19 protein-coding genes and 1 pseudogene are annotated in these 23,809 nt (G+C 64.9%); 16 read left to right on the plus strand and 4 right to left on the minus strand.

Annotated features, from left to right (window positions below):
* Positions 1-21: 21 nt before the first annotated feature.
* Positions 22-1,965 (minus strand): acetate--CoA ligase, encoded by a 1,944-nt coding sequence (gene acs / locus ACFI9K_RS07020; RefSeq protein WP_462662839.1) that lies wholly within the window; start codon positions 1,963-1,965, stop codon positions 22-24.
* Positions 1,966-2,410: 445 nt separating this feature from the next.
* Between acs and ACFI9K_RS07025 the strand changes: the two genes are divergently transcribed.
* The 5 genes from ACFI9K_RS07025 to ACFI9K_RS07045 all read left to right on the plus strand — a co-directional run bounded on the left by ACFI9K_RS07025 (position 2,411) and on the right by ACFI9K_RS07045 (position 8,591).
* Positions 2,411-4,039, plus strand: a complete 1,629-nt coding sequence (locus tag ACFI9K_RS07025; RefSeq protein ID WP_462662840.1) for a peptide ABC transporter substrate-binding protein — start codon at positions 2,411-2,413, stop codon at positions 4,037-4,039.
* Between the two features lie 164 nt (positions 4,040-4,203).
* Positions 4,204-5,130 carry an ABC transporter permease gene (locus ACFI9K_RS07030; RefSeq protein ID WP_135044368.1) on the plus strand — a complete coding sequence of 309 codons (927 nt, stop codon included), beginning with the start codon at positions 4,204-4,206 and terminating at the stop codon, positions 5,128-5,130.
* Complete coding sequence (locus tag ACFI9K_RS07035) at positions 5,123-6,094, plus strand: ABC transporter permease (RefSeq protein ID WP_462662841.1); 972 nt, start codon at positions 5,123-5,125, stop codon at positions 6,092-6,094. Before ACFI9K_RS07030 ends, ACFI9K_RS07035 begins: the two co-directional genes overlap by 8 nt.
* On the plus strand, positions 6,091-7,812 hold the full coding sequence (locus ACFI9K_RS07040) for a dipeptide ABC transporter ATP-binding protein (protein WP_027494481.1): 1,722 nt from the start codon (positions 6,091-6,093) through the stop codon (positions 7,810-7,812). The genes ACFI9K_RS07035 and ACFI9K_RS07040 overlap by 4 nt, the downstream gene beginning before the upstream one ends.
* Positions 7,813-7,844: 32 nt before the next feature.
* Positions 7,845-8,591, plus strand: coding sequence for an oxidoreductase (locus ACFI9K_RS07045; protein WP_462662842.1), 747 nt, complete (start codon positions 7,845-7,847; stop codon positions 8,589-8,591).
* 397 nt (positions 8,592-8,988) lie between these two features.
* On the opposite strand, the gene ACFI9K_RS07050 is transcribed toward ACFI9K_RS07045, so the two are convergent.
* Complete coding sequence (locus ACFI9K_RS07050; protein ID WP_462662843.1) at positions 8,989-9,834, minus strand: HAD family hydrolase; 846 nt, start codon at positions 9,832-9,834, stop codon at positions 8,989-8,991.
* Between the two features lie 334 nt (positions 9,835-10,168).
* On the opposite strand from ACFI9K_RS07050, the gene ssd reads away from it, so the two are divergent.
* The 7 genes from ssd to ACFI9K_RS07085 all read left to right on the plus strand — a co-directional run bounded on the left by ssd (position 10,169) and on the right by ACFI9K_RS07085 (position 14,759).
* Complete coding sequence (gene ssd, locus ACFI9K_RS07055; protein ID WP_462662844.1) at positions 10,169-11,284, plus strand: septum site-determining protein Ssd; 1,116 nt, start codon at positions 10,169-10,171, stop codon at positions 11,282-11,284.
* Entirely contained in the window at positions 11,281-12,465 is a 1,185-nt protein-coding gene (locus ACFI9K_RS07060; RefSeq protein ID WP_462662845.1) for a TadA family conjugal transfer-associated ATPase, read from the plus strand. The genes ssd and ACFI9K_RS07060 overlap by 4 nt, the downstream gene beginning before the upstream one ends.
* Entirely contained in the window at positions 12,462-13,244 is a 783-nt protein-coding gene (locus tag ACFI9K_RS07065; protein WP_462662846.1) for a type II secretion system F family protein, read from the plus strand. The genes ACFI9K_RS07060 and ACFI9K_RS07065 overlap by 4 nt, the downstream gene beginning before the upstream one ends.
* Positions 13,241-13,813: a type II secretion system F family protein gene (locus tag ACFI9K_RS07070; protein ID WP_462662847.1), complete on the plus strand. Its 573-nt coding sequence runs from the start codon at positions 13,241-13,243 to the stop codon at positions 13,811-13,813. The genes ACFI9K_RS07065 and ACFI9K_RS07070 overlap by 4 nt, the downstream gene beginning before the upstream one ends.
* A 63-nt stretch (positions 13,814-13,876) precedes the next feature.
* Complete coding sequence (locus ACFI9K_RS07075; RefSeq protein WP_222095086.1) at positions 13,877-14,080, plus strand: DUF4244 domain-containing protein; 204 nt, start codon at positions 13,877-13,879, stop codon at positions 14,078-14,080.
* Between the two features lie 23 nt (positions 14,081-14,103).
* Entirely contained in the window at positions 14,104-14,415 is a 312-nt protein-coding gene (locus ACFI9K_RS07080) for a TadE family type IV pilus minor pilin (protein WP_462662848.1), read from the plus strand.
* Complete coding sequence (locus ACFI9K_RS07085) at positions 14,412-14,759, plus strand: Rv3654c family TadE-like protein (RefSeq protein WP_462662849.1); 348 nt, start codon at positions 14,412-14,414, stop codon at positions 14,757-14,759. The genes ACFI9K_RS07080 and ACFI9K_RS07085 overlap by 4 nt, the downstream gene beginning before the upstream one ends.
* A 25-nt stretch (positions 14,760-14,784) precedes the next feature.
* Here ACFI9K_RS07085 and ACFI9K_RS07090 read toward each other — a convergent pair.
* Both ACFI9K_RS07090 and ACFI9K_RS07095 read right to left on the minus strand, forming a co-directional pair.
* A pseudogene (locus ACFI9K_RS07090) lies at positions 14,785-16,046 on the minus strand (alpha-hydroxy acid oxidase).
* Between the two features lie 222 nt (positions 16,047-16,268).
* The gene (locus tag ACFI9K_RS07095; protein WP_462662850.1) at positions 16,269-18,638 is read right to left on the minus strand and encodes a DEAD/DEAH box helicase; all 2,370 of its coding nucleotides are present in this window, start codon (positions 18,636-18,638) and stop codon (positions 16,269-16,271) included.
* Between the two features lie 392 nt (positions 18,639-19,030).
* Between ACFI9K_RS07095 and ACFI9K_RS07100 the strand changes: the two genes are divergently transcribed.
* The 4 genes from ACFI9K_RS07100 (at position 19,031) to ACFI9K_RS07115 (ending at position 23,786) form a co-directional block, all read left to right on the plus strand.
* Positions 19,031-19,234 (plus strand): cold-shock protein, encoded by a 204-nt coding sequence (locus tag ACFI9K_RS07100; RefSeq protein WP_005248460.1) that lies wholly within the window; start codon positions 19,031-19,033, stop codon positions 19,232-19,234.
* 148 nt (positions 19,235-19,382) lie between these two features.
* Positions 19,383-19,970 carry a hypothetical protein gene (locus tag ACFI9K_RS07105; protein ID WP_462662851.1) on the plus strand — a complete coding sequence of 196 codons (588 nt, stop codon included), beginning with the start codon at positions 19,383-19,385 and terminating at the stop codon, positions 19,968-19,970.
* Between the two features lie 109 nt (positions 19,971-20,079).
* On the plus strand, positions 20,080-23,100 hold the full coding sequence (topA, locus tag ACFI9K_RS07110) for a type I DNA topoisomerase (RefSeq protein WP_462662852.1): 3,021 nt from the start codon (positions 20,080-20,082) through the stop codon (positions 23,098-23,100).
* 104 nt (positions 23,101-23,204) lie between these two features.
* Positions 23,205-23,786 carry a DUF3558 family protein gene (locus ACFI9K_RS07115; RefSeq protein WP_462662853.1) on the plus strand — a complete coding sequence of 194 codons (582 nt, stop codon included), beginning with the start codon at positions 23,205-23,207 and terminating at the stop codon, positions 23,784-23,786.
* Positions 23,787-23,809: the final 23 nt, after the last annotated feature.

Genomic DNA, 23,809 nt, shown 5'->3' on the forward strand with positions numbered 1-23,809 from the left:
CCGCGCACATGCGCGAAGCGCTTACCGACCCTTCTTGATCGCCTCGAACACCTTCGGGTCGACGAGGGTGGAGACGTCACCGAGTTCGCGGCCCTCGGCCACGTCACGGAGTAGGCGACGCATGATCTTGCCGGACCTGGTCTTCGGCAGCTCCGGCACGATGGAAATTTCCCGTGGCCGGGCGATCGGTGAGATCTCCTTGGAGACCTGGGCTTTGAGTTCGGCGATCAACGCGTCGCCGGTGTTCTCCTCGCCGCCCCGCAGGATGACGAACGCGACGATGCCCTGACCGGTGGTCTCGTCGGCGGCACCGACGACGGCAGCCTCGGCGACACTGTGATGGCTGACCAGTGCCGACTCCACCTCCGAGGTGGAGATGCGGTGGCCCGAGACGTTCATGACGTCGTCGACGCGGCCGAGGACCCACAGGGCGCCGTCCTCGTCGTACTTGGCGCCGTCGCCGGCGAAGTACCAGCCTTCTTCGGCGTAGCGGGACCAGTAGGTGTCCTTGTAGCGGTCCATGTCGCCCCAGATCCCGCGGAGCATCGCCGGCCACGGCTCGGAGAGAACGAGGTATCCGTTGCCGCCGTTGCCCAGTGCCTTGGCGTCGTCGTCGACGATCTTGGCCGAGATACCCGGCAGGGGCGTCATCGCAGACCCGGGCTTGGTGGCGGTGACGCCGGGGAGCGGCGAGATCATGATCGCGCCGGTCTCGGTCTGCCACCAGGTGTCGACGATCGGTGCGCTGCCGCCGCCGACGACGTCGCGGAACCAGCGCCATGCCTCGGGGTTGATGGGCTCGCCGACGGACCCGAGCAGGCGGATCGAGGACAGATCGTGTGCCTCGGGAATCTCCTTGCCCCACTTCATGAACGTGCGCACCAGGGTGGGGGAGGTGTAGTAGATCGACACCTTGTACTTCTCGATGACGTTCCAGTGCCGGTGCTCGTCGGGCGAATTGGGGGTGCCCTCGTAGACCACCTGGGTGGCGCGGTTCGAGAGGGGTCCGTAGACGATGTAGGAGTGCCCGGTGACCCAGCCGATGTCGGCGGTGCACCAGTAGACGTCCGTGCCGGCCTTGTGGTCGAAGACGTTGTGGTGGGTGTACGAGGTCTGCGTCAGGTAGCCGCCGGAGGTGTGGATGATGCCCTTGGGCTTACCCGTCGTACCCGAGGTGTAGAGGATGAACAAGGGGTGCTCGGCCGGGAACGGCTGCGCCTCATGCTCTTTCGATGCCTTCTCGACGGTCTCGTGCCACCACAGGTCGCGTCCCTCGGTCCAGGCGACGTCGGAGTCGGTGCGCTTGACGACCAGAACGTTCTGGATGGAAGCGGCTCCGTCTACGGCCTCGTCGACGGTGTCCTTGATGGGGGCGGGCTTGCCGCGTCGCCACTGGCCGTCGGTGGTGATGACGAGTTTGGCTTCGGCGTCGTCGATGCGTGAGCGCAGTGCCGTGGCGGAGAAGCCGGCGAAGACGACCGAGTGGGTGAGGCCGAGGCGGGCGCAGGCGAGGATCGAGACGATGGCCTCGGGGATCATCGGCATGTAGATCGCGACGCGGTCACCGGAGACGAGACCGAGTTCGGTCAGGGTGTTGGCCGCCTGGCTGACGTCGGCGAGCAGATCGGAGTAGGTGATGTCGCGGCTGTCGCCGGGCTCGCCTTCCCAGTGGATGGCGACCTGGTCGCCGTGGCCGTCGACGACATGGCGGTCGACGCAGTTGTAGGCAACATTGAGCTCGCCGTCGGCGAACCATTTCGCGACGGGAGCGTCGGACCAGTCGAGTACTTCGGTGAACGGAGTGTGCCAGTGCAGCCGGCGAGCCTGCTCCGCCCAGAAGCCGAGCCGGTCCTTCTCCGCGGCGGCGTACAGATCTTCCTGAGCGTTCGCCTGCGCCGCGAACTCGGCCGACGGTGCGTAGGAGGCAACCGCGGTCTCGTCGCTTCCGGAGGTACTGGTCGTCATCTCTTATAGCTCTCTTTCGTCCGAAGCATTTCGCCCATGAAACGGCACTTACAGGCCGGTCTGGAGCCCCTAGTGAGGGTAGTCACATGTGATGGCGATCGCACCGTTGCAAGCGTCTGCAACCCCTTGATCTGCGGTGATCGGTAGTTTCCGCACGATGGACGGTCATCGGTGTCGTCGCCGCGAGGCCGTCTCGGCGGCTCTGCCCGAACTGTGGGAAATCGACTTGCCGAAACGTTTCGATCATGTTTCCGACCTACTCGCCGGTCAACAAAACTCGGGGGAGTTCACATGTTCGTTTCAGGATGTGTCTAAAGTTCGTTCCATCAGATCGTTGGTACGGCTCACAGGCCGTGTCTTGCGGTCGCCCACGAATCCCCGGGCGTCGCGCCCGAGGAACCTGAACACGGATGACCCCGTGCTCACATCTGGATGGAGGATTTCCTTGCGTAAAACACGCATCGCGTCAGCTGCAATCGCAGTTGTCGTGGGAGCGGCGCTGGTGACGGCGTGCTCTTCGAGCGATTCGACCGGCGGCGGAGGGTCAGGAGACGGCTCCGGCATCATCAACGCGTGGAGCGGTGAGCCGCAGAACCCCTTGGTGCCCACCAATACGAGCGAGAACACCGGCGGACGTGTCGTCGACTCGATCTTCGCCGGCCTGGTGTCCTACACCCCCGAGGGCGGTGTCGAGAACGAGGTCGCGGACTCGATCGATACCACCGACGGCCAGAACTACACCGTCACGTTGAAGGACGGCTGGCAGTTCACCGACGGCACGCCGGTCGCGGCCAAGTCGTTCGTCGATGCCTGGAACTACGGCGCACTGTCGACCAATGCGCAGCTGCAGGGCTCGTTCTTCGATCCGATTCAGGGCTACGACGAGGTCGCGGCCGAGAACCCGACGGTGCAGACCATGTCCGGACTCAAGGTCGTCGACGACAAGACGTTCACCATCGAGCTCAAGCAGCCCGAAGCAGCGTTCCCCGATCGTCTCGGCTTCGCGGCTTACTACCCACTACCCGAGGTTGCGTACCGGGACATCGCCGCGTTCGGCGAGAACCCGATCGGCAACGGCCCGTACAAGTTCGCCCAGGAGGGCGCTTGGCAGCACAACGTGCGGATCGACCTGGTCACGAACCCCGACTACGCCGGTAACCGCAAGCCCGCCAACGGCGGCGTGAGCTTCATTCTGTACAGCAACCTCGACACTGCATACACGGACCTGCTGTCGAACAACGTCGACGTTCTCGACAACGTTCCGGCCTCGGCCGTCACCACCTTCGAGTCCGATCTTCCCGACCGCACGGTGAACCAGCCGTCCGCGTCGATCGAGACGTTCACGATTCCGGGCCGCCTCGCGCACTTCGGTGGCGAAGAGGGTGTGCTGCGTCGCCAGGCGATCTCCAAGGCCATCAACCGCGACCAGATCACTGAGCAGATCTTCAACAAGACCCGTACCCCGGCCAAGGACTTCACCAGCCCGGCCATCGACGGCTGGACCGGCGACCTCTCCGACGTCGGAAACGTCGAGTACGACCCCGAGGGTGCCAAGGCTCTGTGGGCGCAGGCCGACGCCATCGCGCCGTGGTCCGGAACGTTCTCCATCGCGTACAACTCCGACGGTGGACACCAGGAATGGGTGGATGCGGTCAGTAACAGCATCCGCAACACGCTCGGCATCGAGGCGCAGGGTGCGCCGTACCCGACGTTCGCTCAGCTGCGCACCGAAGCCACCAACCGCACCATCGCGACCGCCTTCCGGTCGGGCTGGCAGGGTGACTACCCGCAGCAGTACGGCTTCCTGGCACAGAACTACCAGACCGGTGGCAGCTCCAACGACGGTGAGTACTCCAACCCCGAGTTCGACCGTCTGCTCCGCGAGTCCGCAGGTGAGACCGACAAGACCAAGGCGCAGGAGCTGACCAACCAGGCTCAGGAAATCCTGCTCAACGACCTGCCCGCAGTGCCGACCTGGTACCGCAACGCAGCCAGTGGTTGGTCGGAGAACGTCACCAACGTCAAGATCGGTTGGGACGGAATCCCCATCTACAACCAGATCGAGAAGAACTGATCACGTTCGCTCCACTGCTGTAGAGACCGAGAAGGGCGGTAGGTCTTCCACCTACCGCCCTTCTCGTGTGCTCGCTCACTCCCGCATCTACGTTCGACGCCCCGCTGCAGCTGATCCTTGCGCCTCTGCGGTGACGTCCACCTTCCTCCAAAGGAGGTGATCCGATGCTCTGGTACATCGGACGCCGATTACTTCAGATGATCCCCGTGTTCATCGGGGCGACATTCTTGATCTATGCCATGGTCTTCTTGCTGCCAGGAGACCCCATCGCGGCATTGGCCGGAGACAAGGCGATCAGTCCCGCCGTCGCCGACCAACTGCGCGCCCGCTATCACCTCGACCAGCCGTTCATCGTGCAGTACCTGCTGTACCTCAAGGGCATTTTCACGTTCGACTTCGGCATGTCCTTCTCGGGCCGCCCCGTCAGTGAAGTTCTCGTACAAGCGTTTCCGATCACCGCCAAGCTCGCCTCGATGGCCCTCGTGATCGAGGCCGTGTTCGGTATCGGCTTCGGTCTCATCGCGGGTCTGCGCAAGGGCAAGCTGTTCGACTCGACTGTCCTCGTCGTCAGCCTCGTCATCATCGCCGTGCCGATCTTCGTCATCGGTTTTCTCGCGCAGTTCTTCATCGGTATCAAGTGGGGTTGGGTGCCGCCGACAGTGGGAGGCAACACCAGCTTCACCAACCTGTTGCTGCCGGCATTCGTGCTCGGAGCCGTCTCGTTCGCCTACGTGGTGCGGTTGACGCGCACGTCGGTGGCCGAGAATCTCAGTGCAGACTTCGTGCGGACGGCGACGGCCAAGGGCCTCTCGCGTAACCGCGTCGTCAACGTGCACGTGCTGCGCAACTCGCTGATTCCCGTCGTGACGTTCCTCGGCGCCGATCTCGCCAGCCTCATGGGCGGCGCGATCATCACCGAGGGAATCTTCAACATCAACGGAGTCGGCGGCACCATCTACCAAGCCGTCATCCGCGGTGAGGCACCGACCGTCGTGTCTTTCGTGACCGTGCTGATCGTCGTCTATCTGGTCGCCAATCTCATCGTCGACCTTCTCTATGCCGCGCTCGACCCGAGGATTCGCTATGTCTGATCCCATCACACCGAAGAGCGTCGACGCCGATCGCGCTACTCGCCAAGCACGTTTCGTCGAGGCCGACGAGGTCATCGACGTGTCGCAGACCGATGCGGTCGTCATCGACGACGCACCCGCCAGCATCTGGTCCGATGCGTGGCGGAACCTGCGCACGCGTCCGATGTTCATAGTCTCGGCCATCATCATCCTGGCCGTCATCGTGGTCGCAGCCGTGCCTGGCCTGTTCACCAGTACCGATCCGCGCTTCTGTGATCTGCAGTTCAGCATGCAGGGCCCGGGATCCGGGCACTGGTTCGGTTACGACCGACAGGGCTGCGACATCTACTCTCGGGTGCTGTTCGGTGCTCGGGCGTCCGTGCTGACCGGAGTCGGGGTCACGTTCCTCGTGCTGTTCATCGGCGTCGTGTTCGGTGCTCTGGCCGGCTTCTACGGCGGCATCGCGGACTCGTTGCTCTCACGAATTACCGACATCTTCTTCGGTGTTCCGCTGATTCTGGCTGCCATCGTCCTCATGCAGCTGTTCACCGATCGCACGATCTTCACAGTCATTCTGGTGTTGGCGTTGTTCGGTTGGCCTCAGATGGCTCGCATCACCCGCGGTGCAGTGCTGTCGGCGAAGGGCAACGATTACGTAATGGCTTCGCAGGCTTTGGGTTTGACGCGACTGCGAACTCTGATCCGGCACGTACTGCCCAACGCGATGGCACCGATCATCGTCATCACGACGATTTCACTCGGTACGTTCATCGTGGCCGAGGCGACGCTGTCGTTCCTCGGTATCGGACTGCCTCCCACCGAGGTCTCCTGGGGCGGCGACATCAGTGCCGCCCAGGTCACCCTGCGTCAGGGCTCGACCATTCTCTTCTATCCTGCTGCAGCGCTGGCAATCACGGTGCTCGGCTTCATCATGATGGGTGACGCCCTGCGCGACGCCCTCGATCCGAAGGCGAGGAAGCGATGACGGATCCAGCACGCATCGCAGTGGAGCAGCCCCTGCTCGACATCCAAGATCTCGAGGTCTCGTTCCGGTCCAACTCCGGTGCGGTCCCGGCTGTTCGCGGTGTATCGCTGACGGTCTACCCGGGGCAGACCGTTGCGATCGTGGGCGAATCCGGTTCCGGTAAGTCGACCACCGCGCACTCGATCATCAACCTGCTTCCCGGAACCGGCACGGTGACGGCGGGGCGCATCCTGTTCGAGGGCCGTGACTTGGCGCAGGCCAAGGAGAAGGACTTCGTCGACATCCGCGGCAGCCAGATCGGCCTGGTTCCTCAGGACCCGATGTCCAACTTGAATCCGGTGTGGAAGATCGGCTTCCAGATCGAGGAGGCCCTCGCTGCCAACGGCATCGCCAAGGGCAAGGCGGCGCGGGTTCGGGCAGCCGAGCTGCTCGAGGAAGCGGGCCTCAGCGATTCGGAGAAGCGGGTCAATCAGTACCCGCACGAGTTCTCGGGCGGTATGCGTCAGCGTGCGCTCATCGCGATCGGGCTTTCGGCACGTCCGAAACTTCTGATTGCCGACGAGCCGACGTCCGCTCTCGACGTGACCGTGCAGCGTCAGATTCTCGATCATCTCGAGGGTTTGACGAAGGAACTCGGCACCGCGGTTCTGCTGATCACCCACGATCTGGGCCTGGCTGCCGAACGAGCCGAGCACCTCGTCGTCATGAGCAAGGGACGGATCGTGGAATCCGGTCCGGCACTGGAGATCCTGCAGGATCCCCAGCACCCGTACACGCGCAAGCTCGTCTCCGCCGCGCCGTCTCTGGCGTCTCAGCGACTCAAGTCGTCGGTGGTGCGCAAGGACATCGTCGAGCATGCCAAGCAGGTGGCGGTCGAGGCCGTCACCGAGGAGACCGACTCGGCATTCGAGCCGGCCGCGGACACTGTGCTCGTGGTCGAGGGGCTGACGAAGGAATTCAAGCTCCGGGGCGGCAACCCGTTCAAGTCATCCGTGTTCACGGCCGTCAAAGATGTGTCGTTCGGAGTCGCACGTGGCACCACCACTGCGATCGTCGGCGAATCGGGTTCGGGCAAGTCGACTGTGGCACAGATGGTTCTGGGACTTCTCGAGCCCACTGCAGGTTCGGTGAAGTTCGACGGGCGTGATGTGGCGGGGTTGAACAACAAGGACGCGTTCGCGTTTCGTCGTCGAGTGCAGCCGATCTTCCAGAATCCGTACGGGACGCTGGACCCGATGTATTCGATCTTCAGCACTATCGAGGAGCCTCTGCGCACTCACAAGGTGGGGTCGAAGTCCGAGCGGGAAGCCAGAGTCCGTGATCTGCTGGACAAGGTGGCACTGCCGTCGTCGGTGATGCGCAGGTTCCCCAACGAGCTGTCCGGCGGCCAGCGGCAACGTGTCGCAATCGCTCGTGCGCTGGCCCTCGAGCCCGAAATGGTCATCTGTGACGAGGCAGTGTCGGCTCTGGACGTGCTGGTGCAGGCGCAGATCCTGTCGCTGCTCAACGACCTTCAGGCCGAGCTCGGATTGACGTACCTGTTCATCACGCACGACCTCGCAGTGGTCCGCCAGATCGCCGACGACGTGCTCGTGATGCGCAGCGGCGAGATCGTCGAGGCGGCGTCGACCGATGCCGTCTTCGACAACCCGCAGCAGGAGTACACCCAGAAGCTGCTCGCAGCCATCCCGGGTGGCTCGGTGCAGCTGGGCGCATAACCGCGGTGGGTGAGGGGGTACCGTCGTCTGTCGTGACGGACCCCCTCGCCCCGCTGCTGGAATTGCCCGGAGTCGTCGACTCCGCCGAACGTGCGCGTGACGCCCTGGGCGCAGTGCATCGGCACAAGGCCAATCGTCGTGGCTGGCCGGCGACCGCTGCCGAGGCTGCGGTACGGGCGGCTCGGTCGTCGTCCGCGCTCGAGGGTGGCTCGATGGATTTCCCTCGCGAAGGCGAGGAAGGCGACCCGATTCTGGCGGGTGCGCTGCGAGTGGCTGCCGCTCTGGACGGCGACGCCCTGCAGAACACGTTGTCCACGTGGAAGCGCGCCCCACTGCAGACCCTTGCCCGGCTGCACTTGTTGGCCGCCGCCGACCTCGTGGAGGACGCCTCCGCGCTCGGCCGTCCGCGCGCGGATGCCGGAGTCGGCGAGCGACTCGACCTACTCGCTCAGTTGGTGACCGGCGGAACGTCGGCCCCGGCCCCGGTAATCGCAGCGGTGGTGCACGGTGAGTTGTTGACGCTCGAACCGTTCGGGTCGGCCGACGGTCTCGTCGCGCGGGCCGCATCGAGATTGGTCGCCGCATCGTCGGGATTCGATCCCCACAACCTCGGCGTGCCCGAGGTGAGCTGGATGCGTCGGGCGAAGGCATACCGGGACGGAGCCGCAGGATTTGCCGAGGGCACCGCGACGGGCGTCGGGAGTTGGGTGATCCTGTGTTGTGGAGCGTTCGAAGCCGGTGCAGCAGAAGCGACTTCGATTGCCGAGGCTGCGCAGTAGCGCACACGTAAAAGGGCCGCGAGCGGAGCCTGCAGTAGTGAGCACGTAAAAGGGCGGCGATGCCGACTTGCGTCGACGTCGCCGCCCGTTAGCACGGAGCGCCTGGTTACCAAGCGTGCACAGGTGGGCTGTGATGGACTACCACGTGGCCTCGGCGAGAATTCGACAGTGATGAGGTCATCCCTGCAACCGGTGCAGGGTTCTTGCTGATCATTCTCGAATTTCGCAGGCCCACAGCGCTTCTGCCATTAGGTGGCAAGCTCCGCGTGGGTGCCGGTGTCCGTGCTGGGAATCCCGGTCGGGAGAGCGAATCTTCTCTTCCGATTCGTTCTTGGCCTCGCGTTCTTCCGTACGTCATTTGTACCCCGTGACGCGCCTCACATCAAGGGTTTGTGCCTCATCGTTTTCTGCGAAGTAATCCGTAGGTGACGGCTCCGGCCGCAAGTGCGCTGAAACTTGCTGCGGCACTGAAGGCTACGGTCTTTCCCGACGGGGTCTGGATGCGCGAGCGCAGCGACACCGGGTTCGAGAAGGTGAGAATCGGCCACCCGTTCGTCGCGGCTTCCTTGCGCAGCGCGCGATCGGGGTTGACGGCCGTCGGATGCCCGACGGCGCGCAGCATCGGCACGTCGGTGATCGAATCCGAATACGCGTAGCTCGACGCGAGGTCGTAATCATGTTGCGCTGCCAGGGACTTCATGGCGTCGACCTTGCCCTCGCCGTAGCAATAGAACTCGACCTCGCCGATGTACTTGCCGTCCACGGTGACCATCGTGGTCGCCATGCTGTGGTCGGCCCCCAGAAGTTCGGCGATGGGGTGGACGATTTCGTCGCCGGACGCCGAGACGATCACGACGTCGTGTCCACGAAGCTTGTGATCTGCGATGAGGTCGGCGGCTTCGGCGAACACCAGGGGATCGACGATGTTGTGCAAGGTCTCTGCGACCACAGCTCGTACCTGCTCCACATCCCAACCGGCCGTCATGCCGGCGATGTGTGCGCGCATCCGCTCCATCTGGTCGTGATCCGCCCCGGAGAGGAGAAAAAGGAATTGTGCGTAGCTGCTCTTGAGTACTGCGCGCCGGTTGATGAGACCTTGATCGAAGAACGGCTTGCTGAATGCCAACGTGCTGGACTTCGCGATGATGGTTTTGTCGAGGTCGAAGAATGCCGCGACGCGCGCTGGGCGTCGGGCGGCGGGGGCGTCGTCGTTGCTCGCGGTCTGGGTCACGTTTGTCACCATAGTGGCCGGTGGTGACCGGTGGATGTTGCGTGGTGACACTGGCGGACTCGGCAGAACTCGCTCCGGAAAATCCGACGGTTGAACTTGCAAACAAGGACGTCCACGGGTGTAGTATTTTCTGTGAGCCCGGTTCATTCCGGGCGGTGTTCAGCCCGACCCCCCGGGGCTGAACCAGACGACCCTCGCCTCCTCCCCCCCTGGCGAGGGTCGTCCTCATTTCTGGGGTAGGCCGAAAAATGGTACATGGGTACCGTTATTCATCCACAGGGCCGAATCCATCCACATTTCCCCAAGTCGCGCCCACCTCGAGCACATTCTCACGCAGGCTTGGCGCATGAAATCGGACTCGCGACAGCGAAGCGCACAGCCGACGATCGCGATGTCGATCGAACTTCGCGGCTTGCGCGAGGACGTGTACCGGATTGCGGCGGCCGCGGATTGTGTTGTGGAAGAGCGGAACTTACTGGTCGGTAACGGCTCGACACGGTCCATATGGGATCGCGCCGGAATTATTTTGATCGATTTGTCGTCCGCCGAGCACGCGTTGTCGACCGCACTTCCGCGGCGGAATGGCGTCATTCTGGTCACGGCTATACCGCCGACACTCGACGACTGGCGAACCGCCACCGCAGTCGGGGCAGAGCACGTGATGTCGTTGCCGACCAACGAGGACGCCCTCGTTCGACTCCTCGGCGAGCCGATGTCCGTACCGTCAGGAGACGGTGGAGTCATCGCCGTGGTGGGCGCGCGAGGTGGAGCAGGATCGTCGACGCTCGCCGCTGCGCTCGGGCTGAGCGGTGCCGGCGCGGGGCGGCGCGCCTTGCTCGTGGAGGGCGACCGGTACGGCAGTGGTCTGGATCTGTTGCTCGGCTGGGAGAACCGGCCCGGTCTGCGGTGGTCCGGGTTGGTCGTAGAAGGTGGCCGAGTATCCGCAGACGCCTTGCACGGGGCCCTACCGTCGCAGGACGGGCTGTCGGTGTTGGCGTTGGGCAGATCCGAGAAACGCACCGTCGGACCGACTGCCGTCGCTGTGACCGCTGTGCTCGACGCAGGACGGGCTGCGGGCGATCTGGTGGTGTGCGACGCCCCGCGGCATCCAGGCGACATCTCGGACGCGCTCTACGCCGCAGCGGACCTCGTCGTGCTGTTGCTCCCGGCGGAGCTGCGCGCAGTCACGTCCGCGGGGGAAGTGGTTTCCTACGTGGCAGAGCGAAATGCCAACGTCGGCATAGTCGTTCGCGGGCCTGCGCCGGGCGGGCTGAGGGCAGCGGACATTGCCGCGGCCCTCGACCTCCCACTGTTGACGTCCATGCGAGCCGAGCCGGGATTGTCCGAGCGACTCGAGCGAGGCGGACTCGTTCTCGGTAGACGGTCGCCCCTGGCTGCGGCGGCGCACAGTGTGCTCGAGACCTTCGGTCGCAAGCCCGGCGCGCGGCGGCGTGCGGCATGAGTGCCGTCGTGACCGCCGATTTGCTGGACCGCGTCCGTGACCGCCTGGCCGCCTCTGCCGATGCTCCCGTTCCGGCGAGCGTCGCCGCGGCCATCCGCGCCGAAGCAGGCGGTGTCATCGGCGACACCGATATGCTTGCGGCCCTGCGTGTTCTGCAGACCGAGCTGACAGGAGCCGGCCCACTCGAACCGCTGCTGTCCGAGCCGGGAGTGACCGACGTGCTGGTCACCGCCCCCGATCAGGTGTGGATCGATCGGGGACACGGCCTCGAACGCACCGACATCCGTTTCGTCGACGAGGCCGCCGTGCGCCGGTTGGCGCAGCGGCTCGCGCTCTCGGCCGGTCGACGATTGGACGACGCCCAACCCTGGGTCGACGGCAGGCTTCCCGGAGTGGGGCGCGAGGTCTTCGGGGTCCGGTTGCACGCAGTGTTGGCACCGGTGGCGAGCGGTGGGACCTGTGTGTCGCTCCGCGTGTTGCGACCCGCTACCCAGGGCCTCGCGGCGCTGCGGGCATCGGGAGCCATCACCGATGACGGCTACGAGCTGCTGCGTCGAATCATTCTCGGACGGTTGGCATTTCTGGTAGTCGGCGGAACCGGCGCGGGAAAGACCACGCTACTCGCTGCGATGCTGGGTGAAGTGGATCCGGCCGAGCGGATCGTCTGTGTGGAGGACGCGGCGGAGCTGGCACCGGCGCATCCGCATGTGGTGCGGTTGGTGGCTCGTGCTCCCAACGTCGAAGGCGTGGGGGAGGTAACGGTGCGGCAGCTGGTGCGGCAAGCGCTGCGGATGCGACCCGACCGGCTCGTCGTCGGTGAGGTCCGCGGTGCCGAGGTGATCGACCTGATGACGGCTCTCAATACCGGCCACGACGGCGGAGCCGGAACCATCCATGCGAACTCTCCCGCCGAGGTGCCTGCGCGTCTCGAAGCGCTCGCCGCGCTCGGTGGAATGGGCCGCGATGCGCTGCACAGTCAGCTTGCTGCCGCCGTTCACGTGGTGCTGCACGTTCATCGCAGTGCGGACGGTAGGCGTCGGCTCCGGGAGATCGGGGTAGTGGACGTCGATCCGACCGGGCGGGTACACATCGTGCCTGCGTGGTCGGTGGATCGCGAGGCGACGCCGGGTGAGAGCCGACTGGTCGAACTGCTGGACCGCCGGTGCGGTGATGCCCGATGACTGCCGTGCTGGTGCTGTCCGCCGCAGCATTACTGTTGTGGCCGAACAGCTCTCGTGGACTCACGCGCAGGTCTGTCCGGTCTACGACGACAGTTCCGCGATGGCTGGTGCCGAGTTGCACTGCGCTGGTTTCCGTCGGCGTGGTCTGGTGGCTGGGCGGCGTCTGGGCCGTGAGTGCAGCGGCGGTGGCGGGTGGTACCGGGTGGAGCCGCGTCAGGCGGCGGGCCGAGCGCGATCGACGGGCGACCGAATTGAATTGGTTGGCAACGGGAGTCGAGGTCATCGTCGGTGAGTTGCGCGTCGGATCTCACCCGGCTACGGCCAGTGCGGTGGCGGCCGGCGAATGCGGGGGAATCGCCTCGGCTGCGCTGCGCGGTGCGGCATCGCGGTCGAGACTCGGCGGCAAGGCTGCTGACGGTATCGCTGCGTGCGATCCACTGCTGGACGCCGAGCTCGGCCGGCTGGCCGCAGCGTGGCGGGTAGCCGACGAGCACGGACTCGCACTCGCCGAGTTGTTGGACGCAGTTCGCGACGACATGCTGGGCCGCAGACGGTTTCGGGAACGAACGGAGGCGTCGTTGGCCGGCGCGAGGGCCACGGCACTGGTCCTGGCCGGACTGCCTCTTCTCGGGGTCGCTCTCGGCCAGATTATGGGTGCCGATCCGCTGCGTATTCTGCTCGGCGGTGGAATGGGCGGGATTCTGCTGTGCATCGGTACGGCCCTCGGGTGCGCCGGTCTTCTGTGGACGGACGCGATCACCGGCAAGGTGACCACATGATGTGGGCAGCGGTCCTCTGTATCGCAACGGCATTGGTGACTCTGCCCGCAGCAGGTGGCGGGCTTCGTAGACACGCGCCCGATCCCCACACCGAAGTGGGTATCGTCGATGCGCCCACGCCCGACCCGCTGGCGGTGGCGACGACCTTCGATCTACTCGCGGCGTGCTTGAGATCGGGGCTTCCGATAGCGACGGCCGCTGCCGCCGCGGCGCAGTCTGCGCCCGCCTCGTTCGGGACGGCGTTGCGCAAGGCAGCCGATCTACTAGAACTCGGGGCCGATGCCGAGACCGCATGGGACGCCGTCGCGCACGATCCGGACACCGAGGCGCTGGCGAGGATGGCACGCCGGTCGGCTCGGGCAGGCTCGTCCATGGCGTCGGCGATGACGGAACTGGCTGCGACACAACGAACTCGCGCCGAGGACGCGTCGGCTGCTGCGGCCGAACGCGCGGGCGTTCTGATCAGCGGGCCACTGGGTCTGTGCTTTCTGCCTGCCTTCATCTGTCTCGGGATCATTCCCGTGGTGATCGGACTGGCGGGGAACGTACTGGGCGGTGGCCTGCTGTGAGAGCCGCGCACACGATTTTCGGTTGCGGAACAGCCGCACCGGGCAACAGGGAGGGAAATCGAGATGATCGAGAATGCATTGCAGGAGTTGAAGACTCGAATGGCGCTGTTGGCGGTGGAGGACGACGGGATGTCCACCGCGGAATACGCGATCGGCACCATCGCCGCCGCGGCATTCGGGGCGGTGCTTTATACGGTGGTGACCGGCGACAGCATTCTGTCTGCGTTGACCGGGATCATCGATCGAGCGTTGAACACTGCCGTCTGACAGCGACCGGTGACGACGGTGCCGTGACGGTGGAGGCGGCGTTCGCGATCGCGTCCATCGTCGCGGTGATCGTGGTGTGTATCGGGGCGATCGTGTCGGTGACGATGCACATCGGGTGCGTCGACGCTGCCAGAGAAGCTGTTCGATTGGCGGCCAGAGGTAATGCAGCGCAAGCGGTCTCGGCAGGAGAACGTGTCGCTCCGGACGGCGCACGGGTGACGGTGACGGAGGACGGCGACTTCTTCGTCGCGCGGGTGGAGGTGGCGAGTCCCTTGCCTGGATTGACGTTGTCGGCGGAGGCAGTTGCTGCCGCGGAACCGGTTGCACCCGAATGAGATTGCGGGACGACGAGGGTGGGGCGACGGTGTTGGCGGCGCTGGCGATATCGGCGTTGATCGCCGTCGTGGTGATGGTGATGCATGTCGGCTCGGCGGTGGGTGCTCGCCATCAGGCGCAGTCGGCGGCAGATCTCGCTGCGTTGGCCGGGGCGGGGGCCCTCGATCGTGGGGTCGCCGATGCATGTGAGACGGCGCGGGGGTTGGCGGTGCGCATGGGTACGGAGCTGCGGAAGTGCACGATCGACGAGTGGGATGTGATCGTCACCGTGGGCCAACCGGTGTTCCTCGGGCGATTCGGAATGTCCGACGCCACCGCGACGGCGCGGGCGGGGCCGGAGTGACCGGACGCCCGCCCGTCCGCGTCGGTCAGCGTGGCGTGAACGTGGGGGCACCTGACTGCAGGGGAGCGAGCCGGGTGAGCTGGGTGACGTGCTCCGGGGAAAGCTGCGCGAGTGAATTGACCTGCAGCAGTTGCATGGTGCGGATGATCTCTTCGCGCAGGATCTCGATCATGCGGTCGACGCCGGCTCGCCCGCCGGCCATCAGGCCGTACAGGTACGCGCGTCCGACCAGTGTGAACGATGCTCCCATCGCGATGCAGGCGACGATATCGGCACCGTGCATGATGCCCGTGTCGACGGCTACCTCGAACTCGGAACCCACTTCACGCACCACCTGAGGCAACAGGTGGAAGGGAACAGGAGCGCGATCGAGCTGTCGGCCCCCGTGGTTGGAGAGGATGATCCCGTCGACTCCCAGTTCGGCAAGTCGGATTGAATCTGCTACCGATTGAACACCTTTGACGACCAGCTTGCCGGGCCAGATGCTACGGATGACGTCGAGGTCCTCGAACGAGATGGACGGGTCCATCGCTGAGTTGACCAGCTCGCCGACTGTGCCACCGGTGGAGGTGAGCGACGCGAATTCCAGTTTCTGGGTGGTCAAGAAGTCCCACCACCACCATGGACGCGGAATGGCGTTGGCGATGGTCGACGCGGTCAACTGCGGCGGGATGGAGAATCCGTTGCGCTTGTCACGGAGGCGAGCTCCGGCGACCGGTGTGTCGACGGTGAACAGCAGTGTATCGAAGCCTGCCTTCGCGGCGCGTTCGACCAGCCCGAACGAGATGTCACGGTCGCGCATGACGTAGAGCTGAAACCAGTTTCGACCGTTCGGGTTGTGGCCTTGACGTCCTCGATGGACGTGGTGCCCAACGTCGAGAGGCTGAACGGGATTCCTGCAGCCCCGGCTGCCGCCGAACCGGCGTACTCGCCCTCGGTCTGCATCAGGCGAGCGAAGCCGGTCGGTGCAATACCGAACGGAAGAGCGGAGGGACCGCCGAACACCGTTGTCGAGGTGTCTACGTGGGAAACGTCCCGCAGGATCGAGGGATGGAATTCGACGTCGCGGAAGGCCTGACGCGCCCGCGACAGCGAGATCTCGGCGTCGGCGGCACCGTCGGTGTAGTCGAATGCCGCGCGCGGAGTGCGGCGACGGGCGATGGTGCGGAGATCCTCGATGGTGAGTGCGGCGTTCAGGCGTCGCCGACGAAGGTTCAGATCGGGCTTCTTGAAAGACAGGAGGTCACGGAGGTCGGCGGGGTTGGGCATCTGCCGGGTGATGGGCATGCGACGGTCTCGATTCTGTGGGCTGATCCTCTTCCCACCACACCATCCGGGGTGTCGGCGACGACAGGCAGGGTGGCGCACCTTCTCACCTCTCGGCTGCAAACGCGCGCGCCTTTGCTGAAATAGACCGGTGAACCCCAGCAAATTTGCGAGCGTATGCCGAATGCGCGCGCGTTTGCCCCCAACCCGTCGGCGAACCCTGCGAGGAGGAAACCCGCCCCATCACCCCTCTCGAGTGATGGCCGCCAGCACCGCCGTCAACACTCGAATGGCACCGTCTTTGTCCAGTGGGTCGTTACCGTTTCCGCATTTGGGTGACTGCACGCAGGAAGGGCATCCGGTCTGGCATTCGCAGGAGACGATGGCGTCTTTCGTGGCCCCCAGCCAGTCGGCGATGGCCACGTGGCCGCGGTCGGCGAAGCCTGCTCCGCCGTCGTATCCGTCGTAGACAAAGACGGTCGGCAGTCCGGTGTCGGGGTGCAGGGCGGTGGAGACTCCGCCGATGTCCCAGCGATCGCAAGTGGCAACGAGTGGCAGCAAGCCGATGGCGGCGTGCTCGGCCGCGTGCAGGGATCCGGGGAACCGTTCGTACGGAACGCCGCTGTGCTCCAACAGCTCCGGGGTGATGGTGTACATGACGGCTCGGGTGTCGAGGGTCTGCGCGGGCATGTCGAGTTCGATGGAGTCGAGGACCTCGCCGGAGAGTAGGCGTCGGAGATATCCGACGACCTGGTGGGTGACGTTCACCTGCACCAGTGCGACGCGCACCTCGCCGTAATCGACCGATTCGTGCACCGCGGTGATCGAGATGTCGGTGATCTCGCGGGCCGAGGTGTTCCACTCGGGCTGCTCCGCGTGTACCAACGCAAGGCCGGCTTCGAGGTCGAGTTCGTCGACGACGAACGACTCGCCCTGATGGATGTGAACCGCCCCGGGATGTGCAGTGGCCGGGGCTCTTCCGCCGTCGACGGTACCGAGCATGCGGCCGGATTCACCATCGACGATGGCCACCTGCGCCCCGGTGCCGCCGCGGATGTTCACCGCACCGTGCGGAGACAGTTGCTGACCCTCGGGTGTGATGAACCATCCGTGCGGCCGCCTGCGCACGTAGCCCTTCAGCTCGAGCTCTTCGAGCACCGACTCCCCGCTCAGCTCCTCGGCCTCGGCCGATGTGATCGGTAGTTCGGCTGCAGCGCAGAGCAATTGGGGAGCCAGGATGTACGGATTGGTGGGGTCGGTGACAGTCGCCTCGACGGGCTTGTCCAACAGGGCCGCCGGGTGATGCACCAGATACGTGTCGAGGGGATCGTCCCGTGCGACGAGTACCAACAGCGACCCTTCCCCGCGCCGTCCGGCCCGTCCTCCCTGTTGCCAGAACGATGCGACGGTGCCCGGGAAACCGGCGACGATGACCGCGTCCAGGCCGGCGATGTCCACACCGAGTTCGAGCGCGTTGGTGGTGGCGACTCCCAGCAGGGTGCCGTCGGACAGATCGGATTCCAGCTTTCGTCGATCCTCCGCCAGATACCCTGCGCGATAGGCGGCGACGCGTCGGACCAATTGCGGATCCACATCGGCGAGAATTCTCTGAGCGCCCAGCGCGGTGACTTCCGCCCCGCGCCTGGATCGGACGAATGCCAGCGTTCGGGCACCCTCGACCAGAAGGTCCGCCATGATGCGCGACGCCTCCGCGCCGGCGGACTTCCTTACCGGAGCACCGTTCTCACCGGTGATCTCCTTCAGCAGTGGTGGTTCCCAGAGTGCGACGGTGCGGGCTCCGTGTGGGGAGCCGTCCTCGGTGACTTCCTCGCATGGCGCTCCGATCAGCCGGCTCGCGGCTCGTCCAGGTTCGGAGGTCGTGGCACTGGCGAGAACGAACACCGGGGATGCGCCGTAGCGAGCGCAGAGGCGTCGCAACCGGCGAAGCACCAGCGCAACATTGGATCCGAAAACGCCTCGGTAGTAATGGCATTCATCGACCACGACGTAGCGAAGATTGCGGAGAAACCGGGACCATCGCTCGTGGGAGCCGAGAATCCCGAGATGCAGCATGTCGGGGTTGGTAAAGATCCAGCGCGCGTTGGCGCGGGCCCACTGGCGAATTTCGGTCGGTGTGTCACCGTCGTAGGAGCTGGGGAAGACCTCCGCGAGTTCGTCTGACACCGAACGTAATTCGTCGGTGATCGAGATGGTGGTGCGGAGCTGATCGGCACCGAGTGCCTTGGTGGGAGCCAGGTACAGCGCGGTGGCTCGCGCATCGGCGGACAGTGTCGTCAGGATGGGCAGTTGATACGCCAGGGACTTTCCCGATGCGGTGCTCGTGGACAGCACGACGTGGTTGCCCTCGGCGGCCAGTGTTGCCGCCCGCGCCTGATGCGTCCACGGCTGCGCGATTCCGCGAGAGGTGATCACCTGCACCACTTCCGGGCCAACCCACGACGGCCAGTCCGCGAACACGGAGGCGCGTGCCGGCAACTCGGCGACGTGGGTCAGCGGGCTCTCGTGCACAGGCGAGCCGGCCAACGCGCGGTCCAACAATCGCTGCCCGTAGCTCCCGACATCCGCACCGCCGTGCGGATGTATCTCACTCACTGCCGGTCTCCAAGCATTCGTTCGATCTACTGGCCACCCATTCGACCTGGGCTCTCCATGCTATCGCGAGCCCGAAACGAGCCGTTGACGCGCTGGTGAGGGCGGCAATTCGCCCGAGTGCTGTTGTGCGTTTCCACACCGCGGGCAAATTGTTCGAAAAGGGTCTGTTTTCGACTGTTGCGAACGCGGAGTTCATGGTTCACTTGACGCGGTCGCAGCTTCTGTGTTCGTTCTACGCTTCGCAGGATCTCATGTTGCGGGCGCGGTACTGGAAGAGCTCGTCCATCAGGGGGAATCCTGAGGGGGATTCATACAAGTGCAGCGGTCGGAACCGGCCCGATGGACCGAAAGTGCGCTCCATCGAATCCGGTGTTAGAAAGAGAAGGAAAAGCATGGCACAGGGAACTGTGAAGTGGTTCAACGCCGAAAAAGGCTTTGGATTCATCGCACCAGAAGATGGCTCCGCTGACGTCTTCGTCCACTACTCCGAGATCCAGGGCAGCGGCTTCCGCACCCTCGAGGAGAACCAGCGCGTGGAGTTCGAGGTCGGTCAGGGCACCAAGGGTCCTCAGGCAACGGGCGTGCGCGCAGTCTGATCCTCGTCTCCTCCGAGTCGAGTCACGTCATCCCCCTTCTCTATCGGCACCCTTTCGGGTCGATGGTGGAGGGGGATGACGCGTTCACGAACCACCCGGGTGCGGCGAAAGCCGTGAGCGCGGCCACCGATGTCCTAATGTCCATGCTGTGAACCAGCTGTCCTTCTTCTCCGCCGAATCGTTGCCGCCCGCGGTGACCGATCTCAGTGGGCTGCTGGCTGCCACCGGCCATGTCGTCACCTCCCCGGGGTCGGCCCGTATCTCTGTCGTCGTCGACGCGCAATGGCGCGCGGATGCCATCGCCGAACTCATCGAGCAATGTGGTCTGAGGGCAGAGCTGGGGCGGTCCGAAGAAGACCGTCCTCTCGTCCGCACCGCGTCGGTTCCGGAATTGTCGGCGCTGGCGTCGCTGTGGACCAAGGGCGCGGTAAAGGCCGTCCCTGCCGGGTGGATACCCGGATCACGCGAACTTCGGGCCTGGGTGCTCGCGTCCGGTCGTCCCGAGGCCGAGGGCGAGCGCTACGTCCTCGGACTCGATCCGCACGCACCGGAGACCCATTCCGTCCTCGCCCAGTCGCTGATGCGTGCGGGCATCGCGCCGACGCTGATCGGCACTCGCGGCTCCAATCCTGGACTGAGAATCACCGGTCGACGTCGGCTGTTGCGGCTGACGGAGAACGTCGGTGACGCTCCTCCGAACGTGGACGCACGTACCATTTGGCCGCACGCACAGTAGGCCGATATGTGACTGATCTGCGAGTATTTGGTCGACGTATGTCAGTCTGTTAGTAGTGGGACAGGCAAATCTGCCTGTGAAAACGCACTAGGGAAGGTTCGGCAGCAAGGTGGCAGCACGTAAGAACGGCACGGGGGACAGCTCCGCCGAGCCGCGTCGTCTGGTCATCGTCGAGTCCCCGACCAAGGCAAAGAAGATCGCCCCGTACCTCGGGAGCAACTACGTCGTCGAAGCCTCCGTCGGCCATATTCGCGACCTTCCCCGCGGTGCCGCGGACGTTCCTGCCAAGTACAAGGGCGAGCCCTGGGCACGTCTGGGTGTGGACGTCGATCACGATTTCGAGGCCCTCTACGTCGTCTCGCCCGAGAAGAAGGGCAAGGTCGCAGAGCTCAAAAGCCTGCTCAAGGACGCTGACGAGCTCTATCTCGCCACTGACCCCGACCGCGAGGGTGAGGCCATCGCCTGGCATCTCCTCGAGACCCTGAACCCCAAAGTCCCGGTTCGACGCATGGTCTTCCACGAGATCACCAAGCCTGCGATCCTCGCTGCCGCGGCCGACACCCGTGACCTGGACCAAGACCTGGTCGATGCCCAGGAGACCCGTCGTATCCTCGACCGCCTCTACGGCTACGAGGTCAGCCCGGTGCTGTGGAAGAAGGTCATGCCGAAGCTCTCGGCGGGCCGAGTGCAGTCCGTGGCCACCCGCATCATCGTCCAGCGTGAACGCGAGCGGATGGCGTTCCGCAGCGCCGAGTACTGGGACATCTCCGCCACGCTCGACGCCGGTGCCGACGCGAGCCCCCGCAGTTTCGGAGCCCGTCTGGTCAACGTCGACGGCAATCGTGTTGCCTCCGGCCGCGACTTCGGGGCCGACGGCAAGCTCAAGACCGAGTCGGTCACCGTTCTCGACGAACCGCATGCCCGACGCCTCGCCGACGCGCTCGAAGGCGTCGACCTCACCGTCGCGTCCGCCGAGGACAAGCCGTACACGCGTAAGCCGTACCCGCCGTTCATGACGTCGACGCTGCAGCAGGAAGCCGGTCGCAAGCTGCGCTTCAGCTCCGAGCGCACCATGCGGGTGGCGCAGCGTCTGTACGAGAACGGCTACATCACTTACATGCGTACCGACTCGACGTCGCTGTCCGCATCGGCCGTCTCCGCGGCACGGGCGCAGGCGACCGAGCTCTACGGGCCCGAGTACGTGCATCCGACCCCGCGGCAGTACACCCGCAAGGTCAAGAACGCGCAGGAGGCCCACGAGGCCATCCGTCCCGCGGGCGACGTGTTCCAGACTCCCGGTCAGCTGCACTCCGCATTGCAGACCGACGAGTTCCGGCTCTACGAGCTGATCTGGCAGCGCACGGTGGCGTCGCAGATGGCCGATCTGCGCGGCACCACGTTGACGCTGCGTATCACCGGAACTGCCGGTACCGGCGAGGAGTGCACGTTCTCCGCGTCGGGACGCACCATCACGTTCGCGGGCTTCCTCAAGGCGTACGTCGAGAGTGTCGACGACGAGGCGGGCGGTCAGACCGACGACGCCGAGTCGCGGCTGCCCGCGTTGAAGGCAGGCCAGGCGGTGACGGCCACGAAGCTCGATCCCGACGGTCACACCACCAACCCGCCTGCTCGATTCACCGAGGCGTCGCTCATCAAGACGCTCGAAGAGCTGGGAATCGGCCGGCCGTCGACGTATTCGTCGATCATCAAGACCATTCTCGACCGCGGGTACGTCTACAAGCGTGGCAGTGCTCTGGTGCCGTCGTGGGTGGCGTTCTCGGTGATTGCGTTGTTGGAAGCGCACTTCGGGCGTCTGGTGGACTTCGATTTCACCGCCGGCATGGAGGACGACCTCGACGCGATTGCGGGAGGCCGTGAGCGACGGGGCAATTGGCTGCAGAACTTCTACTTCGGCGGCGACACCGGTGCCGAGGGATCGGTGGCGCGCTCCGGTGGCCTGAAGAAGATGGTGGGCCAGAATCTCGAAGAGATCGATGCGCGCACCATCAACTCCATTCGTCTGTTCGACGACTCCGAGGGCCGCGAAATCCATGTGCGCGTAGGCCGTTACGGCCCGTACCTCGAGCGCATGGTGAAGAACGACGACGATCCGGACGGCGATCCGATCAGTCAGCGCGCGAACCTGCCCGACGATCTTCCGCCGGACGAGTTGACGCTCGACTTCGCCGAAAAGCTCTTCGCCACACCGCAAGAGGGGCGCAAGCTCGGCGTCGATCCGCTGACCGGACACGACATCGTCGCGAAGGAAGGCCGTTTCGGCCCGTACGTCACCGAGATCCTGCCGGAGCCGGAACCCGAGCCGACTCCGCCTCAGCCCGATATCGTGCCGATCCCCACCGGTAGCGACGGTGATGGTGGCGGCGGCGTCAAGACTGCGGTGAAGCAAGCTGCAGCCAAGAAGGCACCGGCCAAGAAGGCCGCGGCGAAGAAGGCCACCGGCCCCAAGCCGCGGACCGGCTCGTTGCTCAAGTCGATGGAATTGGCGACGATCACACTCGAAGATGCCCTCAAGCTGCTGTCGTTGCCGCGCATCGTCGGAGTCGATCCGGAGTCCAAGGAAGAGATCACCGCTCAGAACGGCCGCTACGGTCCGTATCTGAAGAAGGGCACCGACTCTCGTTCGCTCGCCGACGAGGATCAGATGTTCACGGTCAGTCTCGAAGAGGCGCTGAAGATCTACGCCGAGCCCAAGCGGCGCGGCCGTCAGGGTGAGGCGAAGCCGCCGCTGCGCGAACTGGGCGTCGACCCGATCAGCGAGAAGCCGATGGTGATCAAGGACGGTCGCTTCGGACCGTACGTCACCGACGGCGAGACCAACGCGAGTCTGCGCAAGGACGACGAGGTCGAGTCGATCACCGACGACCGTGCGTCGGAGTTGTTGGCGGACAGGCGCGCTCGCGGTCCGGTGAAGAAGAAGGCACCGGCCAAGAAGGCGGCCGCGAAGAAGGCCCCGGCCAAGAAGGCGGCTGCCAAGAAGGCTCCGGCCAAGAAGGCTGCTGCGAAGAAGACCGCCACCAAGACGACGGCGGCCAAGACGACGGCGGCCAAGACGACGACGAAGAAGGCTGCTGCCAAGAAGGCGCCGGCGAAGAAGACCGACGGCGAATAGCCCGCGAGCTCGACGTTGCGGATGAAATCGACAGAAGTGGCGTCCACAACGTCGAGTTCGGCGATCGGCGGGAACATTCGGTCGTCGGGGTGCGTCGAACCGTCGTGAAGCGCGGATTGATCGGACTCGTGGCCCTCGGATGCATCGTCGCAACCTCGACCGGTTGCTCTCAGGTGGTGCAGGGTCGAGCGACGGCAGCCGAGCAGGGTTCGGTGACACCGTCGTCGTCTCGGCCGGACGTGCCGGCAGGTGAGCTGTTCGATCCCTGTTCGCTGCCGCTCGCGAGCTTGGATCCGAAGGGCGCGCTCGATTTGAAGGACTCGGTCACCCCGGAGATACCCGACACATCCGGCGTCTGTGTGTGGACCAGTTCGGACTACTCGGTGTCGGTGACCATGTCCGTCACGGACTTCCTGATGTTCTCCGATCCGCAGTCGACTCCGGATTTGGAGGACGTGCGGTCGGAGAAGGTAGGTGCCTTCACCTTCGACGTGTTCCGAATCGGCTCGACCCTCGACGACGACGGGAAGAGCCAGTCGTGCAACGCTCAGACCGAGACGTCCGGAGGGGACGTGAGCCTGAATGTGCTCGAGATCGACTTCGAGCCCACGGAACCGATCGATGCATGCGCGACGACCGAGGACATTCTGCGTTCGCTCGAGCCGTACCTGCCCGCGCCGAAGTAGTCGGTCTCGACCACTAGGGTTGG

The organism is Rhodococcus sp. PSi06, from assembly GCF_054960675.1.

What these genes read in the sequence shown, in the direction of transcription:
- ACFI9K_RS07070 (WP_462662847.1), top strand. Translation starts at nt 13,241, where the DNA reads ATGATGTGGGCAGCGGTCCTCTGTATCGCAACGGCATTGGTGACTCTG.
- ACFI9K_RS07040 (WP_027494481.1), top strand. Translation starts at nt 6,091, where the DNA reads ATGACGGATCCAGCACGCATCGCAGTGGAGCAGCCCCTGCTCGACATC.
- ACFI9K_RS07100 (WP_005248460.1), top strand. Translation starts at nt 19,031, where the DNA reads ATGGCACAGGGAACTGTGAAGTGGTTCAACGCCGAAAAAGGCTTTGGA.
- ACFI9K_RS07075 (WP_222095086.1), top strand. Translation starts at nt 13,877, where the DNA reads ATGATCGAGAATGCATTGCAGGAGTTGAAGACTCGAATGGCGCTGTTG.
- ACFI9K_RS07050 (WP_462662843.1), bottom strand. Translation starts at nt 9,834, where the DNA reads ATGGTGACAAACGTGACCCAGACCGCGAGCAACGACGACGCCCCCGCC.
- ACFI9K_RS07060 (WP_462662845.1), top strand. Translation starts at nt 11,281, where the DNA reads ATGAGTGCCGTCGTGACCGCCGATTTGCTGGACCGCGTCCGTGACCGC.
- ACFI9K_RS07035 (WP_462662841.1), top strand. Translation starts at nt 5,123, where the DNA reads ATGTCTGATCCCATCACACCGAAGAGCGTCGACGCCGATCGCGCTACT.
- ACFI9K_RS07085 (WP_462662849.1), top strand. Translation starts at nt 14,412, where the DNA reads ATGAGATTGCGGGACGACGAGGGTGGGGCGACGGTGTTGGCGGCGCTG.
- ACFI9K_RS07065 (WP_462662846.1), top strand. Translation starts at nt 12,462, where the DNA reads ATGACTGCCGTGCTGGTGCTGTCCGCCGCAGCATTACTGTTGTGGCCG.
- acs (WP_462662839.1), bottom strand. Translation starts at nt 1,965, where the DNA reads ATGACGACCAGTACCTCCGGAAGCGACGAGACCGCGGTTGCCTCCTAC.
- ACFI9K_RS07030 (WP_135044368.1), top strand. Translation starts at nt 4,204, where the DNA reads ATGCTCTGGTACATCGGACGCCGATTACTTCAGATGATCCCCGTGTTC.
- ssd (WP_462662844.1), top strand. Translation starts at nt 10,169, where the DNA reads ATGAAATCGGACTCGCGACAGCGAAGCGCACAGCCGACGATCGCGATG.